Source organism: Buchnera aphidicola (Hyadaphis tataricae) (assembly GCF_005081445.1).
GTDB lineage: Bacteria > Pseudomonadota > Gammaproteobacteria > Enterobacterales > Enterobacteriaceae > Buchnera > Buchnera aphidicola_AE.
In genome coordinates this window covers 1-21,840 of sequence record NZ_CP034873.1, presented here as the reverse complement: position 1 = coordinate 21,840, position 21,840 = coordinate 1, and the positions used below count along the sequence as shown (strand labels likewise).

The window sequence follows — 21,840 nt, the reverse complement described above, 5'->3', positions numbered from 1 at the left end:
AAATGATAAAATTTTACTTAATTCTAGAAACATATTCTCCAGATCTAGTGTCTACCTTTACTAATGAACCATTTTGAATAAATAAAGGTACTCTTATCACTGCTCCAGTTGTTAAGGTAGCCAGTTTGGTGACGGATGTATTAATAGTATCTCCCTTTAAAGTTACTGCAGTACTAATTACTTTAGCCTCGATAAAAGTTTTTGGTACTATGGAAATTGGTTTTTGATTCCATAGAATTACAAGGCATTCATCTTGTTCTAATAACCATTTTTTGTGAGGACCAATAATGTTTTTCTCTACTGTAAGTTCTTCAAAGGTACTGTTATTGATAAAGTACCAAAAATAACCATCATTATATAAATAACACAATTTATATTCTATAACATCAGCTACTTCTAAAGTATCTGTCGATTTAAATGTTTTTTCTATTAATTGCTTTGTAGAGAATTTTCTTAATTTTACGCGAACAAAGGCCTGTCCTTTTCCCGGTTTCACAAATTCGCTAGATTCAATTAAATAAGGTTCTTTTTCAAAAATAATTTTATTACCAGAACGGAAATTATTGCTATGATATATTCTCATAAAAACCTTTATTATTTAATATCATAAATATACACAAAATAAAAACAATAATAAATATAAAAAATGATTATTGATATTACACCGTTAATATTCTATCATGAAAATAAAAAATAATTAATAAAATTTGGCTTGAAAACTAATGAAAAATGTTTTGAATACAACAGTATTAATATTTTTGATTTTTTCTTTTTGGTCTTTTATTAAAAAAATAAAATATTTTGATATTTTCTATAAACAATAAGAAAAAAATCAAGAATTTTCTGTTTTTTAAAAATTCGAAAAAACGAAGAAAAAACAAAAAATATGATGTTTTACTAGATTGTACTAGATTTTAAGTAAAAACTTTATAGTAAAGTTTTATGGATGATAAAAATTTTTGCACTATGAATTATCATTACTGTTTGAAAAACATTTTCTATTTTTTATATCTAATTCAATCACTAAACATTTTTATAGATCTTCTAAATTCCTATAAAATTAGAAGGTCACTTATATGCATTTTGTAATATTAATACTCTATAAAAAACATGAATTAGGTAATAGACAATAAACCACTAAAAAATTGCATAACACTTTATTACGTTAAAATATATTATAAAGCATAATTTAAAAATCATCGAAAAAATTTTATCAAATTGCAGTGATGCATCATTCTAAACATTCTCGCACATTATTTAAATAATATCTAAATATCTAATTTTTAGATTAATTTACAACACTGCTGAAAAAAACACAATCAATTCATAATACTGTCATAGTAAATAGTGTTAATAAAATACATTAAATGCAAAATAAACAAAAACTTTCCTCAGAAAAAATATCTGAGGAAAGAAGTTGTTAAATAGTTTTAATAACAAATAAAATAGGGTATTGTTACATCATACCACCCATTCCACCCATTCCTCCTGCAGAAGAAGGAGCAGAATCAGAAGATTTATCTTCTTTTGGTAAATCAGTGACCATGCATTCTGTAGTAATCATTAAACCAGCAACTGAAGCAGCATACTGTAAAGCAGAACGTGTGACTTTAGTAGGATCTAAAATCCCGAAATCTATCATGTCACCATATTCATCAGTGGCTGCATTATAACCATAGTTACCTTTTCCATCTTTTACATTGTTTGTAACAACAGAAGGTTCTTCACCAGAATTAGAAACAATTTGACGTAAAGGAGCTTCCATAGCACGTAAAGCTACTCTAATACCTACATTTTGATCTTCATTTTGACCACGAAGTGTAGATAACTTACCAGCTACCCGAACTAACGCAACACCTCCACCAGCAACAACGCCTTCTTCTACTGCGGCACGGGTTGCATGTAATGCATCTTCAACGCGAGCTTTTTTCTCTTTCATTTCTACTTCGGTAGCAGCTCCTACTTTCAGTACTGCAACTCCACCTGATAATTTTGCTAATCTTTCATTTAATTTTTCTTTATCATAATCAGACGTTGCTTCTTGAATCTCTTGACGAATTTGACTGATACGACTTTGAATAGTGTGTTTTTCACCGATACCACCAATAATAGTTGTAGTATCTTTGCTGATCACAACACGTTTTGCTTGTCCTAAATCTTCTAGAGTAGATTTTTCTAATTCCATTGCTAATTCTTCGGAAATAACAGAACCACCAGTAAGAATAGAAATATCTTGTAACATTGCTTTTCGACGATCTCCAAAACCAGGAGCCTTTACTGCAGCTACTTTAACAATGCCTCTCATCGAATTAACAACTAATGTCGCTAAAGCTTCACCCTCTAAATCTTCTGAAATAATTAATAGCGGTTTACTAGATTTTGCAACAGATTCTAATATTGGTAACATTTCACGAACATTTGAAATTTTTTTATCCGCCATTAAAATATATGGATTTTCTAATTCAACGATACCTGTTTCTGGTTTATTAATGAAATAAGGAGACAAATAACCTCGATCAAATTGCATACCTTTAACAACTTCTAATTCATTTTGTAAACCTGTTCCTTCTTCTACCGTGATGACTCCATCGTTCCCAACTTTTTCCATTGCTTCAGCAATTAACGCGCCTACTTTTTCATCTGCATTTGCGGAAATAGTGCCTACTTGCGTAATAGCTTTAGAATCAGAACATGGTACTGATAAATTTTTTAATTCTTCTACGGCGCTGATGACGGCTTTATCAATTCCACGTTTAAGATCCATGGGATTCATTCCAGCAGCGACTGCTTTCAAACCTTCATTAACTATAGATTGTGCTAATAACGTTGCTGTTGTTGTACCATCTCCAGCTGCATCATTTGCTTTAGACGCAACTTCTTTAACCATTTGAGCGCCCATGTTTTCAAATTTATCTTCTAATTCGATTTCACGAGCAACTGATACACCATCTTTAGTAATACTAGGTGCTCCAAAAGACTTATCTAGAACAACATTTCTACCCTTTGGGCCTAATGTCACTTTTACCGCATCTGCTAAAACATTTACACCACGAAGCATTTTAATTCGCGCTTCATTACCAAATTTTACATCTTTAGCGGCCATTTTACATTTCCTTAAATAAATTTTTTAATGTTTTAATGGATAAGCGTCTAGTAATATACTTATGTTCTTTTCTTTCTAAGTTTACTATTCAACAATTGCTAAAATGTCACTTTCAGTTAAAATTAACAACTCTTCATTATCAATTTTCTCTGTTTTTGCGCCATAACCTTCATTAAAAATCACAACATCACCAACTTTCACATCTAGTGCTTTAATTTGCCCATTATCTAATGTACGTCCTTTACCGACAGCAGTGACAGTCCCTCGAGTAGATTTACCTGCAGCAGAGCCTGTAAGAACAATTCCACCTGCAGATTTTGATTCAACTTCTTGACGCTTAACAAGAACACGATCATGCAACGGACGAATTTTCATATAACAATACCTCTGTGAATAATCTTGCTTAGTAATTTTATTTATAATTTACTTCATAAAATCTTGTCTTAATTTAAATATAGGGATCTTTATAGAAACTTTCAAGGGTAAATATTGTTTTTTTATTTTTTACTGAAAAAAATTTTATTAAAAAATATATATTATGATTTTAAAAAACAAAAAAGACGTTGTTACAAATAAAAAAAACAATTGACAATGTTTTACATTTGATGATTTAATATAATTTCTCAAATAAGCCCGGATAGCTCAGTCGGTAGAGCAGGGGACTGAAAATCCCCGTGTCGGTGGTTCAATTCCGCCTCCGGGCATATTATTTTGGCCTTACTTACCAATACAAAAATTAGAAAAAATATTTTTTAACAAATCTTCAGTGCTAAACTTTCCCGTAATTTCTCCTAAAAATTTATTCATTAAATTTAATGATTCAGCTAATAGTTCAATATTTTCATACGATGACCAATTTTTTTGAGCTCTTGATAATTCATTATATGCTAAATTAATTTGATTAATGTGACGTCTACGAGCAATGAACACACCTTCTTCGCTTTTATTTTTTTCAATATTTACAATATGATTTCGCAAACTATCAATTCCTTCACCTGTCAAAGCAGAAACTCTGAAAAAAAACATATCTTTAATTTTTTTAACACCAAATCGCTTATTCAATAAATCATTTTTATTTAAAACAAAAGTAACTTCAATGTTTGTTGGAATTTTGTTTAAAAAATCTTTGGATATTTTTTTTTGTTCTAATGGTTCTATGGTTGCATCGATAACAAAAAGAATGTGATTTGCGGTTTGAAGTATATTCCAAGCTCGCTTTATACCAATTCGTTCTATTTCATTGTGTGTATTGCGTAATCCTGCAGTATCAATTAATTCACATACAATACCATTGATATTAACATACTGATAGAGAAGATCTCTTGTAGTACCAGCAATATTTGTTACAATTGCTCTATCAGAACATGACAAAATATTTAATAAACTCGACTTTCCTGTATTTGGAAAGCCAACAATTACTATTTTTTTCCCTTCTTTAAGTAACTTACCTTCTGCAATAGTTTTTTTTAATTTTTTAAAGTGATGATCTAATTGTTTTAATTGACTATTAATGATCTGATTGATATCAATATTGATATCTTCCTCTGAAAAATCTATAGTAGATTCGACATGCATACGTAATGCTACAATAACATTTATTAACTTTTCAATAGAAGAAGAAAAATCTCCTTGTAATGAATTTAAAGATGCACGTATTGATAATTCAGTTTCAGCATTAATTAAATCATCGATAGCTTCTGCTTGAATTAAATCTATTTTACCATTTAAAAAAGCACGTTCAGAAAATTCTCCTGGTCGCGCTATTCTAGTATGCATAATTGATGTAATTCTTTGTATTAGTAAATCTATTATTAATGGACTACCATGACCCTGTAATTCTAGTATATCTTCTCCTGTGAAAGAACAAGGAGCTGGAAACCATAAAGCGATACCCTTATCTAATACTCTTTTTTGAGAATCTAAAAAATTTGAATAAGTAGCATATCTTGCTCGAGGTAATGCTCCTAAAATTTCTATAGCAATAGTTTTCGTTTTCGGTCCAGAGATTCTTAATATTCCAACAGAACTTTTTCCAGGATGAGTCACCTGAGCTACAATTGTATCATTATTAATCATAAATTCTTTCTTAAGAAGTGTTACAAAAATTAAAAAATTTTATGTTTTTTAGGTGAGTTAAAATATTTTCTATTTAATCTTTATTACATGTAGAAAAAATGAACTTTTGTTGTATAATCGTAACTAAATTACTAACAATATAGTATAATACTAATCCTGAAGGAAACCATAAAAAAAATACTGTAAAAACTACAGGAACAAAATTCATAATTTTTTGTTGAATGGGATCAGCAATATTATTGCCAGTAGATGACGTTTTTTGAATAAAAAACATTGTTAAACCCATAATAATAGGCAACACATAATATGGATCTTGACTAGATAAATCGTGAATCCAAAAAATAAAAGGAGCATGACGTAATTCAACAGAACCTACTAGCATATAATACAGAGATAAAAAAATTGGCATTTGAATAAAAATAGGCAAAAAACCACCTAATGGATTAATTTTTTCTCTTTTATATAAATTCATCATCTCTTGACTAATGCGTTTTTTATCACGTTTAAATTGCTCTTTTATTTCTTCAATTTTCGGTTGTAATCGACGCATTTTTATCATTGCAATGTATTGAGATTTTGTTAATGGATATGTTATAGCTTTCATGATAAAGGTGATTAAAACAATAGATACACCCCAATTACCTATAAATTTATGCAAAATAGTTAATAATTTAAATAATGGTTGCGATAAAAACCACAGCCATCCATAATCTACAGTTAAATCTAAATTTGGTGCAACTAATCTCATTTCTTCTTGTATTTCAGGTCCTACCCATAATTTTGCTTTCGTAATGGTATGTTTATTAGGAAAAACTTGAATTGGAGATGATTTATAACCAATAGCAGCGACATCATGAGTTAAATTAGATGTATATATAGTGTTAACACCTGTGTTACAAGGAATCCAAGCAACTGCAAAATATTGCTGTAACATAGCGACCCAACCGTTTTCAGTCATCACGTGCAAATTCTTATCATCAGCAATATTATCAAAGTTATATTTTTCATATTTCTTATCTAAACTAGAGTAGGCAGCACCTCGAAACGTTTGCAAAGCAAAATTTCCACTGTAAATATCATGTTTTTTTAATGTATGCATAGTCTGTTTTATCTGTCCAAACATATTTAATTTTAAAACTTTTTTTGTTGGATTATAAATATCATATTCTATTTCAATATCGTATTTTTTCGGTTTGAGAATGAAGGTTTTTGTATAAGTTATACCATTTTGACTGATCGATTTTATTGGTACACGTAATTCTTTTTGATCAGCTTTTAATTCAAAAAACTTTTTGTCTGAAAAGTATAATGGTCTGTTTCTTTTTTTTGAACTATCTGGTCCATCTTTTCCAACTAAACCACTTTGTGCTTGATAAATAAAATTAGGTGAAGTTTGAAGTAACTTTAAAGATTTAGAAGAATGCAATTTTTCTTTATATGCAAGTAAATCAGCTTCTTCTATATCTCCTCCACGCATATTTACAATCATGCTAATGACGTCATTTTTAATGATAATTTGATCTTTATGTTGTTCGTTATTAACAAGATGCAGTGTTCTAGTATTTTTACTAGTTTTATTATTTAGCAGCGATTGACTTTGCCACGCCTGAAAAAGCAAAAAGGAAATAAATAAAAAAGAAAAAATAAAAAAATTACGTTGTACTTCCATAATTAGTGTTCACTTTTACCTTTAATGTTTGAAGATGCATGATGACGTTTATATTAAAAAATCTTTATAATGATTAAAAAAATTACTTTTTACATCATATTATAATAAAATAATGAGAATTTTAAACAAAAAGTGGACTATATTGATAGTTAAATTAATTTCACAATGTGATTAAGATTTGTGATGATAATGCGACCATAGAGTTTCTAGCATATTAATAATCTTTTTATTATTTAAAAAAAGAATATTTTTTTTTGTTATCACTATAAAATCCATAGCTATCAATCGATATTGCAAAATACGAAATGTTTCTCGAATTAATCGTTTGATTAAATTTCTGTCATGAGCATACCTAATGTTTTTACGAGATACACTCAAGCCTAGCCTAGGATAGCCTAAGATGTTAAAACGTCCTAAAATACTTATTTCTTGAGTGTTTTTTTGATAAAATTCTGAAAAAACATATTTAAAATCTATAGAACTGGATAATCTCAATTTTTTTTTAAAAAAATAATTCAACACGATTAATAACCTACTATTTACTAGAAACGGTTAAACGTGTTCTTAACTTAGCACGTCTACGTGATAAAATATAACGACCATTTTTTGTGGACATACGAATTCTAAATCCATGAGAACGATTACGTTTTAATACTGATGGTTGAAAAGTTCGCTTCATTTTTTTGTTTACCCGATAATTATTTTATAAAATATTGTTTATTTAGATAGGTTGTTATCTTAAGAGTAATTATTCTACATCATATAGTCAATCAACTTTGTTTGAAAATATTGACAATAGAAATTATTTTAAAAAAATTTATAATATATCGCTAAATAAATTTGTCTTAAATAATATGTTTAATATGTGATTCTGATATAATTAAGTACATTTTGTGATATAACATTTAAAATAAAAAATAAAAAATCACTTCTTTAAAGAATAGAAAATATCTCAGTAATATATTACATCCTTTTCGTTATACTCACCAATCTAAAATTGTATAACTTTTAACGTAAAAAATATAATTTTATATTAATTTTTTACATAAAATTATGTACATCAAAAAACATAAAATACAATAATTTTTAAATTTTTTATTAATTTTGTTTAATTGGAGTCTACCGTGTCACCTTGTCTTTGGAAACAGTGCCTCGACCGGTTGCAGAATGAGCTTTCTAATACAGAGTTTAGTATGTGGATACGTTCTCTGAAAGCTAAACTAAACAATAATATCTTGGAAATATACGCGCCAAATCAATTTGTTTTGGATTGGGTAAAAGATAAATACTTGATTCATTTTAAAATTATATTAAAAGATTTTTGCGGCTCTAATTCTCCATTTATAAAATTTAAAATATATAAAAAAATTGAAGAAAAAAATACATCGAACACTCATGGCAATCAAGATAAAAAAAAAATATGGAACACATTTTTAACATTAAAAAAGAAACATTTTTTTTCTAATATTAATAAAAAACATAATTTTGAAAATTTTATAGAAGGAAAATCTAATCAACTTGCACGAGCTGCAGCATCTCAAGTGGCAAGCAATCCGGGAAATGCTTATAATCCATTGTTTCTATACGGTGGTACCGGGTTAGGAAAAACACATCTTCTTCATGCTATAGGAAATAAAATTTTATCACATAAATATAACATTAAAATCGTCTATATGCATTCTGAACGTTTTGTTCAAGATATGGTAAAAGCATTGCAAAATAATGCTATTGAAAAATTTAAATTATACTATCGTTCTGTTGATGCACTGTTAATTGATGATATTCAATTTTTTGCTCATAAAGAACGGTCACAAGAAGAATTTTTTCACACGTTCAATGCATTACTAGAAGGCAATCAACAAATTATTTTAACCTCTGACCGCTATCCTAAAACAATAAATGGAATGGAAGATCGTCTTAAATCAAGATTTGGTTGGGGTCTCACTGTGGCAATAGATCCGCCTGAATTGGAAACTAGAATAGCTATTCTTATAAAAAAGGCAGATGAAAGCAATATAATATTATCTGATGAGGTAGCGCTTTTTATTGCTAAACGTTTACGCTCTAATGTTAGAGAATTAGAAGGAGCGCTTAATAGAGTTATTGTGAATGCAAGATTTACACATCGCTTAATTACTGTTGAATTTGCCAGAGAAGCGCTGCGAGATATACTAGCTTTACAAGATAAAATTATGACTATTGATAATATTCAAAAAACCGTTTCAGAATATTATAAAATAAAAGTCACAGATTTACTCTCTAAAAAACGCTCAAGATCAATAGCTCGACCAAGACAAATGGCAATGGCTCTTGCCAAAAAACTAACTAATCATAGTTTCCCTGAAATCGGAGATGCATTTAATGGAAGAGATCATACAACAGTTTTACATGCGTGTAGAAAAATTAAACAATTACGAAAAGAAAATTCAGATATAAAAGAAGATTTCTTAAATTTAATTAGAACCTTATCAGTGTGATAATATATGAAATTTTACATTCAAAGTAACAGTTTAAGTAAATATTTGCAAAAAACAAATCGATTAATTGTTAAAAACGTGTCTAATCCAATTTTAGAAAATATTTTAATAACTATTCATAATGGAATTTTGTCTTTAACTACAACAAATTTAGAAATAGAGTTAATTGTTAATATAAAAATATCAACAAAACATACTCCAGGATCCACTACTGTGTCAGGAAGAAAATTATTAGATATTTGCCGTCATTCATTAGAATCATCCGAGATAAAAATTGAAGCAAAAGAAAACAAAATGTATATTACTTCTTGTAACAGCAAATATATACTGAACACTTTACCCTCTAATACTTTTCCGAATCACAACGATGTGAGTTACATTTCAGAATTCTTCATCTATTCAGATGTTTTAAAAAACATGATCAAAAAAACAAAATTTTCTATGGGAAAAGAAGATGTACGTTATTATCTAAACGGTGTTTTATTAGAAAAAAAAAATATATCACTGTATATTGTGGGTACCGATGGATACCGTCTAGGTGTGTCAAAAATATCTCTTGACAAAAACATTAACCCTTTCTCTATTATTATTCCAAGAGCAGCAGTTATTGAACTATATAAGTTATTAAACGTTAAAAAACAGTTAATACATGTTCTGATTAGCAAAAATAACATTAGAATACATATAGAAGAATTGATTTTTACTGCTCAGTTGATATCAGGAGAATATCCAGATTATCAAAGTATTTTAATGCAAAATAAACAGTATTCTGTTCTTTTAAATCAAGCATTATTAAAAAAATCACTATTACGCGTGTCTATTCTAGCAAATAAAAATTTTTGTGGAATAGAAATAAATATCAAGAACAATCGATTTGAAGTATTATCAGATAATCAAGAACAAGAAAGAGCAGAAGATTCATTTGATATAAATTATTGCGGCAAAAACATAGACATATCAATTAACGTATACTATATATTAGATATATTAAATACAGTTGATAGTGAAAATATTTTATTTACATTCAATGATGCTAATAATGCTATACACATTGCAGCAGAAAATGATGATAAAACTTTGTACGTAATAATGCTGTTAAGACGTTAAATATTAAAAAATAATAATTTTATTTTTTACAAACAGATAACAAAATATTTAACAAAACATGTTAAAAAGGAAGATTATGAAAAACACATACGATTCTTCTAACATTAAGATTTTAAGAGGATTAGATGCTGTCCGTAAAAGACCAGGTATGTATATTGGCGACACAGATGACGGTAGTGGACTACATCATATGGTTTTTGAAGTAGTAGATAATTCTATTGATGAAGCATTATCAGGGTTTTGCAAAGAAATTATAGTGACAATTCATACAGATAATTCAGTGTCTGTTCAAGACGATGGAAGAGGTATTCCTACTGATATACATCCAGAAGAAAATGTTTCAGCTGCAGAAGTAATAATGACAGTATTGCACTCTGGAGGTAAATTTGACGATACCTCGTATAAAATATCAGGAGGATTACATGGTGTAGGAATATCGGTCGTCAACGCTTTATCTGAAAAACTAGAACTTATCATTTATAAAAATGAAAAAAAATATCGACAAATATATAAAAATGGTACACCACAACATCCTCTTTCAATAGTTGGTCAAACACACGATACAGGTACATATATAAGATTTTGGCCTAGTTATAAAACATTTACAAATAATATAACATTTCAATATGAGATTTTATCTACACGTTTGCGTGAATTATCTTTTCTTAATGCAAATATTTCAATCTATCTGCACGATGATCGTACTAAAACAAAAAATTACTATCATTATAAAGGAGGACTCAAAGCATTTGTAAAATTTTTAAATGCTACAAAAACTTCTGTTCATACGCGTATATTTTATTTTAAAGCCCGTAAAGATCAAATAGAATTAGAAATAGCAATGCAATGGAATACATCACATCAAGAAAATATACTATGTTTCACAAATAATATACCACAAAAAGATGGTGGCACACATTTATCTGGCTTTCGTTCTGGAATGACGCGAACGTTTAACTTACATATAGAAAGAGAAGGATACAATAAAAAAAATAAAACCACTGTTATAGGTGAAGATATTCGTGAAGGCTTAACAGCAGTTATATCGATCAAAATAACTGATCCAAAATTTTCTTCTCAAACTAAAGATAAATTAGTTTCTTCTGAAGCCAGATCAGTAATAGAATCCTTAATTAATGAATATTTAATTGAGTACCTCTTAGAAAACCCTACTGATGCCAAAAACATTATACAAAAAATAATTCATGCGTCCAAAACAAGAGAAGCATCTAAACGAGCAAGAGAACTCAACAAAAAAAAAGGTATGCTAGAATTAGGTACGCTACCTGGAAAATTATCTGATTGTCAAGAAAATGATCCTAAACTATCAGAAATTTACTTGGTAGAGGGTGATTCAGCAGGTGGATCAGCGAAACAAGGTAGAAATAGAAAATATCAAGCTATTCTACCATTAAAAGGCAAAATACTAAACGTTGAAAAATCTACATTTGACAAAATGATTTTATCACAAGAAGTATCTTCTCTGATTACTGCATTAGGTTGTGGAATTGGAAAAAATGAGTATGATTTAGAAAAACTAAGATATAATTATATTATTATCATGACTGATGCAGATGTAGATGGAGCACATATTCGCACATTACTTTTAACATTCTTTTATCGTCAATTACCTGATTTAATTGAACAGGGTTATGTTTACATTGCACAGCCACCACTATATAAAGTCAAAAAAGGAAAAAAAGAAATATATATTAAAAACGATGATGAGTTAAAAAAATATCAAATTAAAATTGCTTTACAAGACATTAATTTAAAAAAAAATAACAATGTTTTTAATCAACATCTTGAAACATTTAAAAAAATTATATCTAAATACCATATAATTCAAAATATCTTTAATAATAAATATGTTTTACCTAAAATTCTATTAAATGAACTTATTTATCATTTTCCATTATATGATTTAAAAAATTTTGAAAATATCGATCTATGGATAAGTACATTAGTGACTACACTAAACAAAAAAGATCACAATAATCATTATTCGAAAACAATCACTAAAAATATTAATAAAAATATTTTTGAAGCAACAATAAAAATATCTCATGGTTCTTATATTAAAAAGTATTTTTTTGGAGAAAAATTTATCAAAAGTAAAGAATATTTTTTAATTACCGATTTAGGTAATAGATTTAAAAAATTTCTTTCATATAAATTATCAATAGAAAAATCTGGTCTTATATATAAAATAAAAGATATTTACAATACTTTAGCATGGTTGATGAAACACACTAAGCATGGTTTATTTATACAACGTTACAAAGGTTTAGGTGAAATGAATCCAGAACAACTTTGGAATACTACAATGAATCCTGAAACTAGAAATATGTTACAAGTGACTATTAAAGATGCTATTTCTGCAAATAACTTGTTTAATATTTTAATGGGTGACGCGGTAGAACCGAGAAGAGAATTTATACAAAAAAACGCTTTAAACGCAGAAAATATTGATGTTTAAAAAAACTATACTTGCGGCGGGCAACACCAGCCGCTTAACGAGTTAGTTTCATTTAAACTTATCCATCATCTCTAGAACACGTAACTTAGCAATTTCTTGAGAAATTTTTACAAGAATATGATTCTTATTGATTTTAAAACTATCATCAAGCACTGCTTCTTCTGCTTTTTTTTTGTCTTTTAAGATAAGTTCACGATCTAAATCAACAGCACGAATTGCTATATCTGCTAAAACAGAGACGATAAAAGGCTGAATCTCTAATATTCCTCCAGATATGTAAAGACATTCTTTTTTGTGATTTTTATGAACAACATATAATATACCAGGCTTAATCAGAGTTAATAACTGCAAATGTCCTGGATAAATACCTAGCTCTCCTTCACTACCAGAAACGCGTAATTTCTTAATTTCTCCTGAAAATATACGCTTTTCTAGACTTACAACATCTAAATGAAAATTCATTGATCTATCCTAAATATTATAATATTTTAGATTTTTGTATCATATCTTCAATAGAGCCTACCATATAAAAAGATTGTTCCGGAAAAGTATCAAATTCACCTTCTATAATTCCCTTAAACCCGCGAATATTATCTTTTAACGAAACATATTTACCAGGAATACCAGTAAATACTTCCGCTACAAAAAATGGTTGAGATAAAAATTTTTGAATTTTTCGTGCTCGTGAAACTAAGATTTTATCTTCTTCTGACAATTCATCCATTCCTAAAATGGCAATAATATCTTTTAGTTCTTGATATCTTTGTAATATAGCTTGCACACCTAAAGCAGTTTGATAGTGCTCTTCCCCTACTATATATGGATCTAATTGACGACTGGTAGAATTCAAAGGATCGACTGCAGGATAAATACCTAAAGAGGCTATCTGACGACTTAATGTTACAGTAGAATCTAAATGCGCAAATGTTGTTGCAGGAGAAGGATCTGTTAAATCATCTGCAGGCACATATACTGCTTGAACGGAAGTGATGGAACCTTTTTTAGTTGAAGTAATTCTTTCTTGTAATAAACCCATTTCTTCTGATAACGTGGGCTGATAACCTACTGCAGAAGGCATACGTCCGAGTAAAGCAGAAACTTCGGTGCCTGCAAGCGTATAACGATATATGTTATCAATAAATAGCAATACATCTTTTCCTTCATCACGAAATTTTTCGGCAACTGTGAGACCTGTAAATGCTACTCGTAATCTATTTCCTGGTGGTTCGTTCATTTGTCCATACACAAGAGAAACTTTATCTAGAACTTTAGATTCATTCATTTCATGATAAAAATCGTTACCCTCACGTGTTCTTTCCCCTACTCCAGTAAAAACTGAATAACCAGAATGTTCTATTGCAATATTTCGAATTAACTCCATCATATTAACTGTTTTACCAACTCCTGCACCACCAAATAAACCAACTTTCCCTCCTTTTGAAAAAGGACACATTAAATCTATCACTTTAATACCGGTTTCTAGTACTTCTTGAGAACTCGATTGATCTCTATAATTTGGAGGAGAACGATGAATTTCCCAATATTCAATATCGGTATCATTTGTACTTTTTAACGAACCCTTTTGATCTATAGTTTCACCTAATACATTCATAATACGACCTAATGTAACTTCACCTACTGGTACTTTAATATAATGTCCAAGATCTTTGACTGCTAGCCCTCTTCTTAAACCATCAGAAGAACCCATAGCAATAGTTCTTACTATACCTGATCCTAATTGTTGCTGTACTTCTAAAATCAATTTAGAGTCTTTATTTACTACCTCTAAAGCATTATATATTTTCGGAACTGAATCCTGATTAAATTCTACATCGACTACAGCACCAATAATTTGGACAATCTTTCCAGTAGCCATGATATCTTTAAACCTCTAACTTATTTTATTGAATTGAAACCGCTGATGCACCAGCAACAATTTCATTTAATTCTTGAGTAATATTCGCTTGACGAACTTTATTATAAAACAATTGTAGTTCTTTAATGCGATTGCTACTATTATCAGTTGCTGTTTTCATAGCCATCATACGAGCAGCTTGTTCACTTGCAATGTTTTCTAAAACACTTTGATATACTTGAGATTCTACATATCTTTTAAATAATACATCTAAAATTAATTTAGATTCAGGTTCATATAAATAATCCCATTTTTTTGCGCCTTGAACTGCTGTTGTTATTCCGGAACAAGGTAAAAGTTGATTTAATGTTGGTATTTGCGACATTTTATTATGAAATTTATTATAAGCTAAAAAAACTTTATCAATTTTTCTTAAATCATACTCCTTTAATAAAATATTTACAGAATTAATTAATTCTAATAAATTAGGATTTTCTTCTATATTAGAAACAGTAGCAAGAATATTACTACCACATGATTTAAAAACAGAGATGCTTTTCAGACCGAATAATACTAAATCACATAAAACATTAACGCGAGCATACTGTTGCATTTTTAACAAAACTATTTTAAACAAGTTAGTATTTAAACTTCCACACAAACCTCTATCAGTAGATATTACAATAACACCAACACGTTGTGTTTTTCTACTTTCCAAATAACTATGCTTATATTCTAAATTTCCTTGTACTACATGAGCAATCACTTTTTTAATAATTTCTGAATAAGGTCTTCCTAATTGCATTCTTTCTTGAGTTTTTCTTATTTTAGATGCCGAAACCATTTCCATAGCTTTAGTTATTTTTTTAGTATTAACTACACTAAGAATTTTATTTTTTATTTCATTAATACTTGCCACTATTTTCTCTTATTTTTTAAAATTGATAATATTATAACCGATTTTTTTTAAATTCAGTAATTAATTGTATAAATTGTGTTGCAATATCAGTATTAAAAGAACCATTTTGATCGATTTGATGCATTAAATCAGAATATTGATTTGCTGCATAAATTAATATCTCTGTTTCAAATGCAACAATATCATTTATGGGAATATCATCAAGAAAATGATTTTCAATGACAAAAAGTATAAGACTTTGTTCGGATAGAGACATAGGCGAATATTGTTTTTGCTTAAATAATTCTGTAATTTTTTGACCGCGACTCAATTGTGTTCTAGTGACATCATCTAAATCAGAAGCAAATTGCGAGAAGGCTGCAAGTTCTTGATATTGCGCTAATACTGCACGAATTCCAGATGATAACTTTTTAATAATTGTGCTTTGTGCTGCACTACCAACACGAGAAACAGAAATGCCAGGATTTACTGCAGGACGAATTCCTGCATTAAATAAATTTGATTCTAAAAATATTTGCCCATCTGTAATAGAAATAACATTAGTAGGTACAAATGCTGAAACATCTCCAGATTGTGTTTCAATAATCGGTAATGCAGTAATTGAACCAGTTTTGCCGACAATTTTATTACTAGTTTTTTTTTCTACATATTGCGCAGAAACACGCGCTGCTCTTTCTAGTAAACGAGAGTGAAGATAAAATATATCTCCTGGAAATGCTTCTCTACCCGGAGGTCGACGCAATAATAAAGAAATTTGCCGATATGCTACTGCGTGTTTTGATAAATCATCATACACAATTAATACATCATTTCCTTGATTACGAAAATATTCTGCCATTGCACAACCAGAATACGGAGATAAATATTGTAAAGATGCTGCTTCCGAAGCTGAAGCAACAATAATAATGGTATTAAATAAAGCATCATATTCTTCTAATTTCTTAACTACATTAATAACTGTAGATAATTTTTGACCAATTGCTACGTAAATACATTTTACATCTAACTTTTTCTGATTAATAATTGTATCTACAGCCAGTGCAGTTTTTCCAGTTTGTCGATCACCAATGATCAACTCACGTTGTCCTTTTCCAATAGGAATAATTGAATCAATGACCTTATAACCAGTTTGTATCGGTTGACTAATTGACTGACGTTCAATCACGCCAGGAGCCTCAGTTTCTACGGGAAAAAATGCATCATTTATTATTGATTTTTTTCCATCTATAGGGATTCCTAATGCATTTACTACACGGCCTAAAAAATCAAAACCAACTGGAACCTTTAATATTTGACCAGTACATTTAACCTTTGTGCCTTCAGATATTTGAATATAAGGACCTAGAACGACTGCACCAACAGTATCTCTTTCAATATTTAATGCAATAGCATATTCATTGTTAGAAAGTAAAATCATTTCTCCCAACATAACATTAGAAAGACCGTTAATTTTGATAATTCCATCACTCACCGAAATAATAGTGCCTTCATCATATGATTGATTGAATATTTCAAATTCAGATATTCGTTTTTTAATTAAGCTGCTAATTTCTGTAGAATTCAGTTGCATTGATTATAGTTCTCTCAAAAATTTAAAACATTAGAAAGTTGTTTAAGATAGTTTTGAATAGATAAATCAAACACTGTATCATGCACTTTTATAATTATACCATCAAGTATATGACAATCTACTATATATATAAAATTAATCTGTCTCAAAAATATTTTTTCTAACAACTTTTGTATTTTAAGTTTCTCTTTTTCATTTAGAGCATATGCTGTTTTTAATTGAACAATTAACCTATTTTTATGAGATGCTTCTAAATGTAAAAATTGTTCTAATATGTTATTGATAATATTCAAACGTTGATGTTCAGATAATAATTTTATTAAATTTTTTGCTTGCTCATCAATCATGCGATTGCCAATCTTAATAAACGCTAAAGATAAAAAATGAGAAGACAGTGATCCGGATAAAAATCTTTTAACCTTGTGATGCCATGCAATTTCTTGAATAACAAATAACGTTTTTTTCCATTTTTCAATAGAATGTTCATTGACTGCAATTTCAAAAATTGCTTGCGCATAAGGTCTTGCAATAGTATCTGAAACGGACATTAATTTTTTACCTGTCTCGTCATTTGTGATAAAGAGGTTAACAATTCATCTAAAAAACGCTTTTTGTCTTCTTGAAAAAGGTTCTTTTTGATAATTTTTTCTGCCATAAAAAGAGACAAATCAACAATTTCTTTACGTAAGTGTTTGCGTGCATTGATAAGACTAATTTCAATTTCCGATTCAGCGTTTTTAAGAATCTTTTTGCTTTCTAATACAGCTTGATATTTAGCTTCTTCCAAAATTAACAATTTCTTTCTATTAGCTTCTGTTAAAATAAAAGATGCTTTTGTTTTAGCTTGTTTCATTGTAGTTTGTATTTTTTTTTCGAGAATACATAATTCTTCTTGAGCTTTTTTTGCATTGACCAACGATTCTTTAATATCATGTTGTCTAGTTTCAATAGCTAAAATAATAGGCGGCCAAATATATTTCATACAAAACCAAACAAATAAAAAAAACGATATAGCCTGTCCAAGAATTGTCGCATTAAGATTCACAATAATGCACCTTATATATTAAAAATCAAAAATTAATCTTTACGCTATTTAAAAAAGAACGTAAAGATTGTATTAGGAAATCTAAAATACGTATATTCTTCAAATCAAAATGTTATGAAATAGCAAACAACATATATAATCCTAGTCCGACAGCAATCATTGGAATAGCGTCAACAAGACCCATCACAACAAAAAATTGTGTTCTTAATAAAGGAACTAAATCAGGTTGTCTGGCTGCACCTTCTAAAAATTTACTTCCTAAAATACCAATACCAATTGCTGCTCCAATTGAAGCTAATCCGACCATTATAGCCACTGCTATATAAAGCGTATCAACATTCAAGTGATTCATTATAAACTCCCGTTTTCAATAAAACGACACAACAAGATAAATTCTAATTTTTATGAGATTGAGAAGCCATGGATAAATAGACAATCGTTAAAACCATAAAAATAAAAGCCTGTAGTGTAATAATTAAAATATGTAAAATAGCCCACGGAACACTTAAAAAACATTGCAACCACCATGGAAGCAAACCTGCGATTAAAATAAAAATCATCTCTCCTGCATACATATTTCCAAACAAACGTAATGCTAAAGAAATCGGTTTAGATAACAAAGCAACAAATTCTAAAACAAAATTAAACATAAAACATACAGGATGGTGAAAGGGTTGTAAAGTAAGTTCTTTAAGAAATCCTATATATCCTTTTATCTTTATTGTATAAAATAAAATAAGAACAAAAACACCTAATGACATGGATAATGTAATGTTAATATCGGCAGAGGGTACAGTACGCATAGCTGGTAATTTAAATACTTTTTCACAAAACAACGGAATAAAATCAATGGGCACTAAATCCATAAGATTCATTAAAAAAACCCACACAAAAACAGTTAATGATAAGGGTGCTATCAAATAATTTTTTCCTTGATACATGGTTTTTACATTAAAATTTATAAATTCAAAGATTAACTCAATAGCAGTTTGTAATTTACCTGGTACTTCTGTAGTAATCTGTTTTCCTATAACATAAAAAAAAACCAAAAACAAACTTCCTAAAATAAAAGAAAAAAAAATTGAATCAATATTTAAAGCCCAATAATTCGAAGACGTTCCTGGTCCAATAATCTTTAAAGTATGCAAATCTATTTGTAAATGCTTTAAGTGATGAATAATGTATTTCTGAGGATCAGACATTGTTTCTAAAACCATAGCACGTTCTCGTTTATTTGAATTTTCAAAAATATCCAATAAAAATAATAATTTGTTTCATCTCACATTGTATATCGAATACTATAAAACATGAAGCATAATTAAATATAGATTATGTTGCTTATTAAAAAATTTAAAAATTATGTAAAATATACTAAAAAAATATTATGTATTTTAAATTCACTAAAATCAAATTTTAATTTTTTAAAATCAGAAAACTATGTAATTATATACTATAAATTTTTTTTATAAGATGCTTTTTTTAAATAAATTAATAATATTGATATGGTTGCCGGCGTAATCCCAGAAATACGTGAAGCCTGACCAATAGAAACAGGCTGATAATCATTTAATTTTGTTACTGCTTCACGAGATAATCCTTTTATCTGGTTATAATCAAAAATCGTTGATAAAACAGTATTTTCATGTTTAATAGACCTATGAATTTCGTCTAATTGTCTTTTAATATAACCCTCATATTTTACTTCATTCTCTATTTGTTCAATCGCTTCTAAGTCGCATAAACCTGTTTTAAACAACTGCAAATTTTGCAGATCTTTATATTGAATATTCGGTTTTTTTAACAATTGCAGCAAACTGATTTCTTGAGTTAAATCAATATTGTATAATTCATTTAATATACTTGCATCAGATGAGTTAGGATAAACTTTAATTGTTTTCAAACGTTTAGTTTCAATAGTGATACTAGATAGTTTTTCATTATAACGACGCCATCTAAAATCTTGTACTAAACCTAGTTTTCGACCAATGTCTGTTAAACGCAAATCGGCATTATCTTCTCTTAGCATTAAACGATATTCAGCTCGTGAAGTAAACATTCGATAAGGTTCATCCGTTCCTTTTATAGTTAAATCATCTATTAAAACACCTAAATAGGCTTGATCTCTTCTAGGAAACCAACTGTCTTGATTCTTAGCATTTAACCCTGCATTTAAACCGGCTAACAATCCCTGTGCAGCTGCTTCTTCATAACCTGTTGTACCGTTAATTTGACCAGCAAAAAAAAGATTTTTAATTAACTTGCTTTCTAATGTCAAGTGCAAATCTTTAGGATCAAAAAAATCATATTCAATGGCATATCCAGGAGTAGTAATTTTTGCATGTTCTAAACCATGAATAGAATGCACGAGTTCAGTCTGAACATTTAAAGGAAGACTAGTTGAAATTCCATTTGGATATATTATAACGCTAGACAAGCCTTCTGGTTCTAAAAAAACTTGATGTGATTCTTTATCAGGAAAACGAACTACTTTATCTTCAATAGAAGGACAATAACGTGGTCCTATACCTTCTAAAATACCCTGATATATTGGACTTTTGTCTAAATTTCTACGTATGATATCATGTGTTTTTTTATTCGTATATGTTAGATAACAGGGTCTTTGACGAGGATGATGAGAAACATTTCCTAAAAATGAAAAGACTGGTATTGGATCATCACTATACTGAACAAATAAATTTTTAAAATTAACACTATTAATATCAATTCGGGGCGGAGTTCCTGTTTTTAATCTATTAACACGCAAAGATAAATCTCTTAAACGAGAAGATAAATCTATAGAAGATTTAGCTCCTATTCTACCAGCAGAATAACTATCTAGTCCTATATGAATTTTACCATCTAAAAAAGTTCCTGTTGCTAAAACAATTGACGTAGCATAAAAATTAATATCACTATTTATTAAAACGCCTATCGCAGTATAATTTTTAAAAACTAAATCTTTAACTTCTGCTTCTAAAATGAACAAATTAGACTGTCTTGTCAAAATCTTCTTGATATTTTGATGGTACAAAAACCTATCTGCTTGCGCTCTAGTTGATCTGACAGCAGGACCTTTCTTAGAATTTAAAATACGAAATTGAATACCTGAATAATCGATGGCTTCAGCCATTACTCCACCTAATGCATCTATTTCTTTAACTAAATGACTTTTTCCAATGCCACCAATAGCTGGATTACAAGATAAAACACCCAAATCTGTTATTTTTTGAGTTAATAATAAAGTTTTACAACCCATTCTTGAGGATGCCATGGCCGCTTCCGTGCCAGCATGTCCTGCACCAATAACAATAACATCAAAATTTTTTAAATTGGACATAAAAAACCTTTAAAAATTTTTAAACATGTAAAATAGTATTAATTTTTGTAAACACACAAATAGTATTAATCTTTAATAAAGATAACACATTTTAATATTAAAAATAAGATCTTAAAAAAGTAATTAAACAGGTTTTTTTGTTTTGTTTTTTAAAAAATAAATATAAATAATATTATAATTATTATTATTATTATTAGTGAAGA

19 protein-coding genes and 1 tRNA gene are annotated in these 21,840 nt (G+C 28.8%); 4 read left to right on the top strand and 16 right to left on the bottom strand.

From position 1 onward, the window contains the following. Positions 1–13: 13 nt before the first annotated feature. From efp to D9V69_RS00090, 3 genes are all read right to left on the bottom strand, one after another. Positions 14–583 (bottom strand): elongation factor P, encoded by a 570-nt coding sequence (gene efp, locus D9V69_RS00100; protein ID WP_158356327.1) that lies wholly within the window; start codon positions 581–583, stop codon positions 14–16. Positions 584–1,456: 873 nt separating this feature from the next. After that, entirely contained in the window at positions 1,457–3,103 is a 1,647-nt protein-coding gene (gene groL / locus D9V69_RS00095; protein WP_158356326.1) for a chaperonin GroEL, read from the bottom strand. 84 nt (positions 3,104–3,187) lie between these two features. Then, positions 3,188–3,478, bottom strand: coding sequence for a co-chaperone GroES (locus tag D9V69_RS00090; protein ID WP_158356325.1), 291 nt, complete (start codon positions 3,476–3,478; stop codon positions 3,188–3,190). A 256-nt stretch (positions 3,479–3,734) separates the two neighbouring features. Between D9V69_RS00090 and D9V69_RS00085 the strand changes: the two genes are divergently transcribed. Next, positions 3,735–3,807: transfer RNA gene (locus tag D9V69_RS00085), tRNA-Phe, on the top strand. Between the two features lie 13 nt (positions 3,808–3,820). Here the strand turns inward: D9V69_RS00085 and mnmE are convergent. From mnmE to rpmH, 4 genes are all read right to left on the bottom strand, one after another. Next, on the bottom strand, positions 3,821–5,179 hold the full coding sequence (gene mnmE / locus D9V69_RS00080; RefSeq protein ID WP_158356324.1) for a tRNA uridine-5-carboxymethylaminomethyl(34) synthesis GTPase MnmE: 1,359 nt from the start codon (positions 5,177–5,179) through the stop codon (positions 3,821–3,823). A 73-nt stretch (positions 5,180–5,252) separates the two neighbouring features. Beyond that, a complete protein-coding gene (gene yidC / locus D9V69_RS00075; protein ID WP_158356323.1) occupies positions 5,253–6,848 on the bottom strand; it encodes a membrane protein insertase YidC in 1,596 nt (531 codons plus the stop codon). 171 nt (positions 6,849–7,019) lie between these two features. Continuing rightward, positions 7,020–7,370, bottom strand: a complete 351-nt coding sequence (gene rnpA, locus D9V69_RS00070; RefSeq protein ID WP_158356322.1) for a ribonuclease P protein component — start codon at positions 7,368–7,370, stop codon at positions 7,020–7,022. Positions 7,371–7,383: 13 nt separating this feature from the next. Beyond that, entirely contained in the window at positions 7,384–7,527 is a 144-nt protein-coding gene (gene rpmH / locus D9V69_RS00065) for a 50S ribosomal protein L34 (RefSeq protein WP_158356321.1), read from the bottom strand. A gap of 445 nt (positions 7,528–7,972) precedes the next feature. On the opposite strand from rpmH, the gene dnaA reads away from it, so the two are divergent. The 3 genes from dnaA (at position 7,973) to gyrB (ending at position 12,911) form a co-directional block, all read left to right on the top strand. Further along, complete coding sequence (gene dnaA / locus D9V69_RS00060) at positions 7,973–9,325, top strand: chromosomal replication initiator protein DnaA (RefSeq protein WP_158356320.1); 1,353 nt, start codon at positions 7,973–7,975, stop codon at positions 9,323–9,325. Positions 9,326–9,331: 6 nt separating this feature from the next. Next, a complete protein-coding gene (dnaN, locus tag D9V69_RS00055) occupies positions 9,332–10,432 on the top strand; it encodes a DNA polymerase III subunit beta (protein WP_158356319.1) in 1,101 nt (366 codons plus the stop codon). A 76-nt stretch (positions 10,433–10,508) separates the two neighbouring features. Next, positions 10,509–12,911, top strand: a complete 2,403-nt coding sequence (gyrB, locus tag D9V69_RS00050) for a DNA topoisomerase (ATP-hydrolyzing) subunit B (protein ID WP_158356318.1) — start codon at positions 10,509–10,511, stop codon at positions 12,909–12,911. Between the two features lie 48 nt (positions 12,912–12,959). On the opposite strand, the gene D9V69_RS00045 is transcribed toward gyrB, so the two are convergent. From D9V69_RS00045 to mnmG, 9 genes are all read right to left on the bottom strand, one after another. Then, positions 12,960–13,373, bottom strand: coding sequence for a F0F1 ATP synthase subunit epsilon (locus D9V69_RS00045; protein ID WP_158356317.1), 414 nt, complete (start codon positions 13,371–13,373; stop codon positions 12,960–12,962). 16 nt (positions 13,374–13,389) lie between these two features. After that, positions 13,390–14,787, bottom strand: coding sequence for a F0F1 ATP synthase subunit beta (atpD, locus tag D9V69_RS00040; protein WP_158356316.1), 1,398 nt, complete (start codon positions 14,785–14,787; stop codon positions 13,390–13,392). A 25-nt stretch (positions 14,788–14,812) separates the two neighbouring features. Next, complete coding sequence (gene atpG / locus D9V69_RS00035) at positions 14,813–15,685, bottom strand: F0F1 ATP synthase subunit gamma (RefSeq protein ID WP_158356315.1); 873 nt, start codon at positions 15,683–15,685, stop codon at positions 14,813–14,815. A gap of 31 nt (positions 15,686–15,716) precedes the next feature. Next, entirely contained in the window at positions 15,717–17,255 is a 1,539-nt protein-coding gene (gene atpA, locus D9V69_RS00030) for a F0F1 ATP synthase subunit alpha (protein WP_158356314.1), read from the bottom strand. Between the two features lie 14 nt (positions 17,256–17,269). Continuing rightward, positions 17,270–17,803 (bottom strand): F0F1 ATP synthase subunit delta, encoded by a 534-nt coding sequence (locus D9V69_RS00025; RefSeq protein ID WP_158356313.1) that lies wholly within the window; start codon positions 17,801–17,803, stop codon positions 17,270–17,272. Then, the gene (locus D9V69_RS00020) at positions 17,803–18,300 is read right to left on the bottom strand and encodes a F0F1 ATP synthase subunit B (RefSeq protein WP_158356312.1); all 498 of its coding nucleotides are present in this window, start codon (positions 18,298–18,300) and stop codon (positions 17,803–17,805) included. The genes D9V69_RS00025 and D9V69_RS00020 overlap by 1 nt, the downstream gene beginning before the upstream one ends. A gap of 112 nt (positions 18,301–18,412) precedes the next feature. Beyond that, on the bottom strand, positions 18,413–18,652 hold the full coding sequence (gene atpE / locus D9V69_RS00015; RefSeq protein WP_158356311.1) for a F0F1 ATP synthase subunit C: 240 nt from the start codon (positions 18,650–18,652) through the stop codon (positions 18,413–18,415). A 43-nt stretch (positions 18,653–18,695) separates the two neighbouring features. Further along, entirely contained in the window at positions 18,696–19,517 is an 822-nt protein-coding gene (atpB, locus tag D9V69_RS00010; protein WP_158356310.1) for a F0F1 ATP synthase subunit A, read from the bottom strand. A gap of 233 nt (positions 19,518–19,750) precedes the next feature. Then, a complete protein-coding gene (gene mnmG, locus D9V69_RS00005; RefSeq protein ID WP_158356309.1) occupies positions 19,751–21,637 on the bottom strand; it encodes a tRNA uridine-5-carboxymethylaminomethyl(34) synthesis enzyme MnmG in 1,887 nt (628 codons plus the stop codon). Positions 21,638–21,840 lie beyond the last annotated feature (203 nt).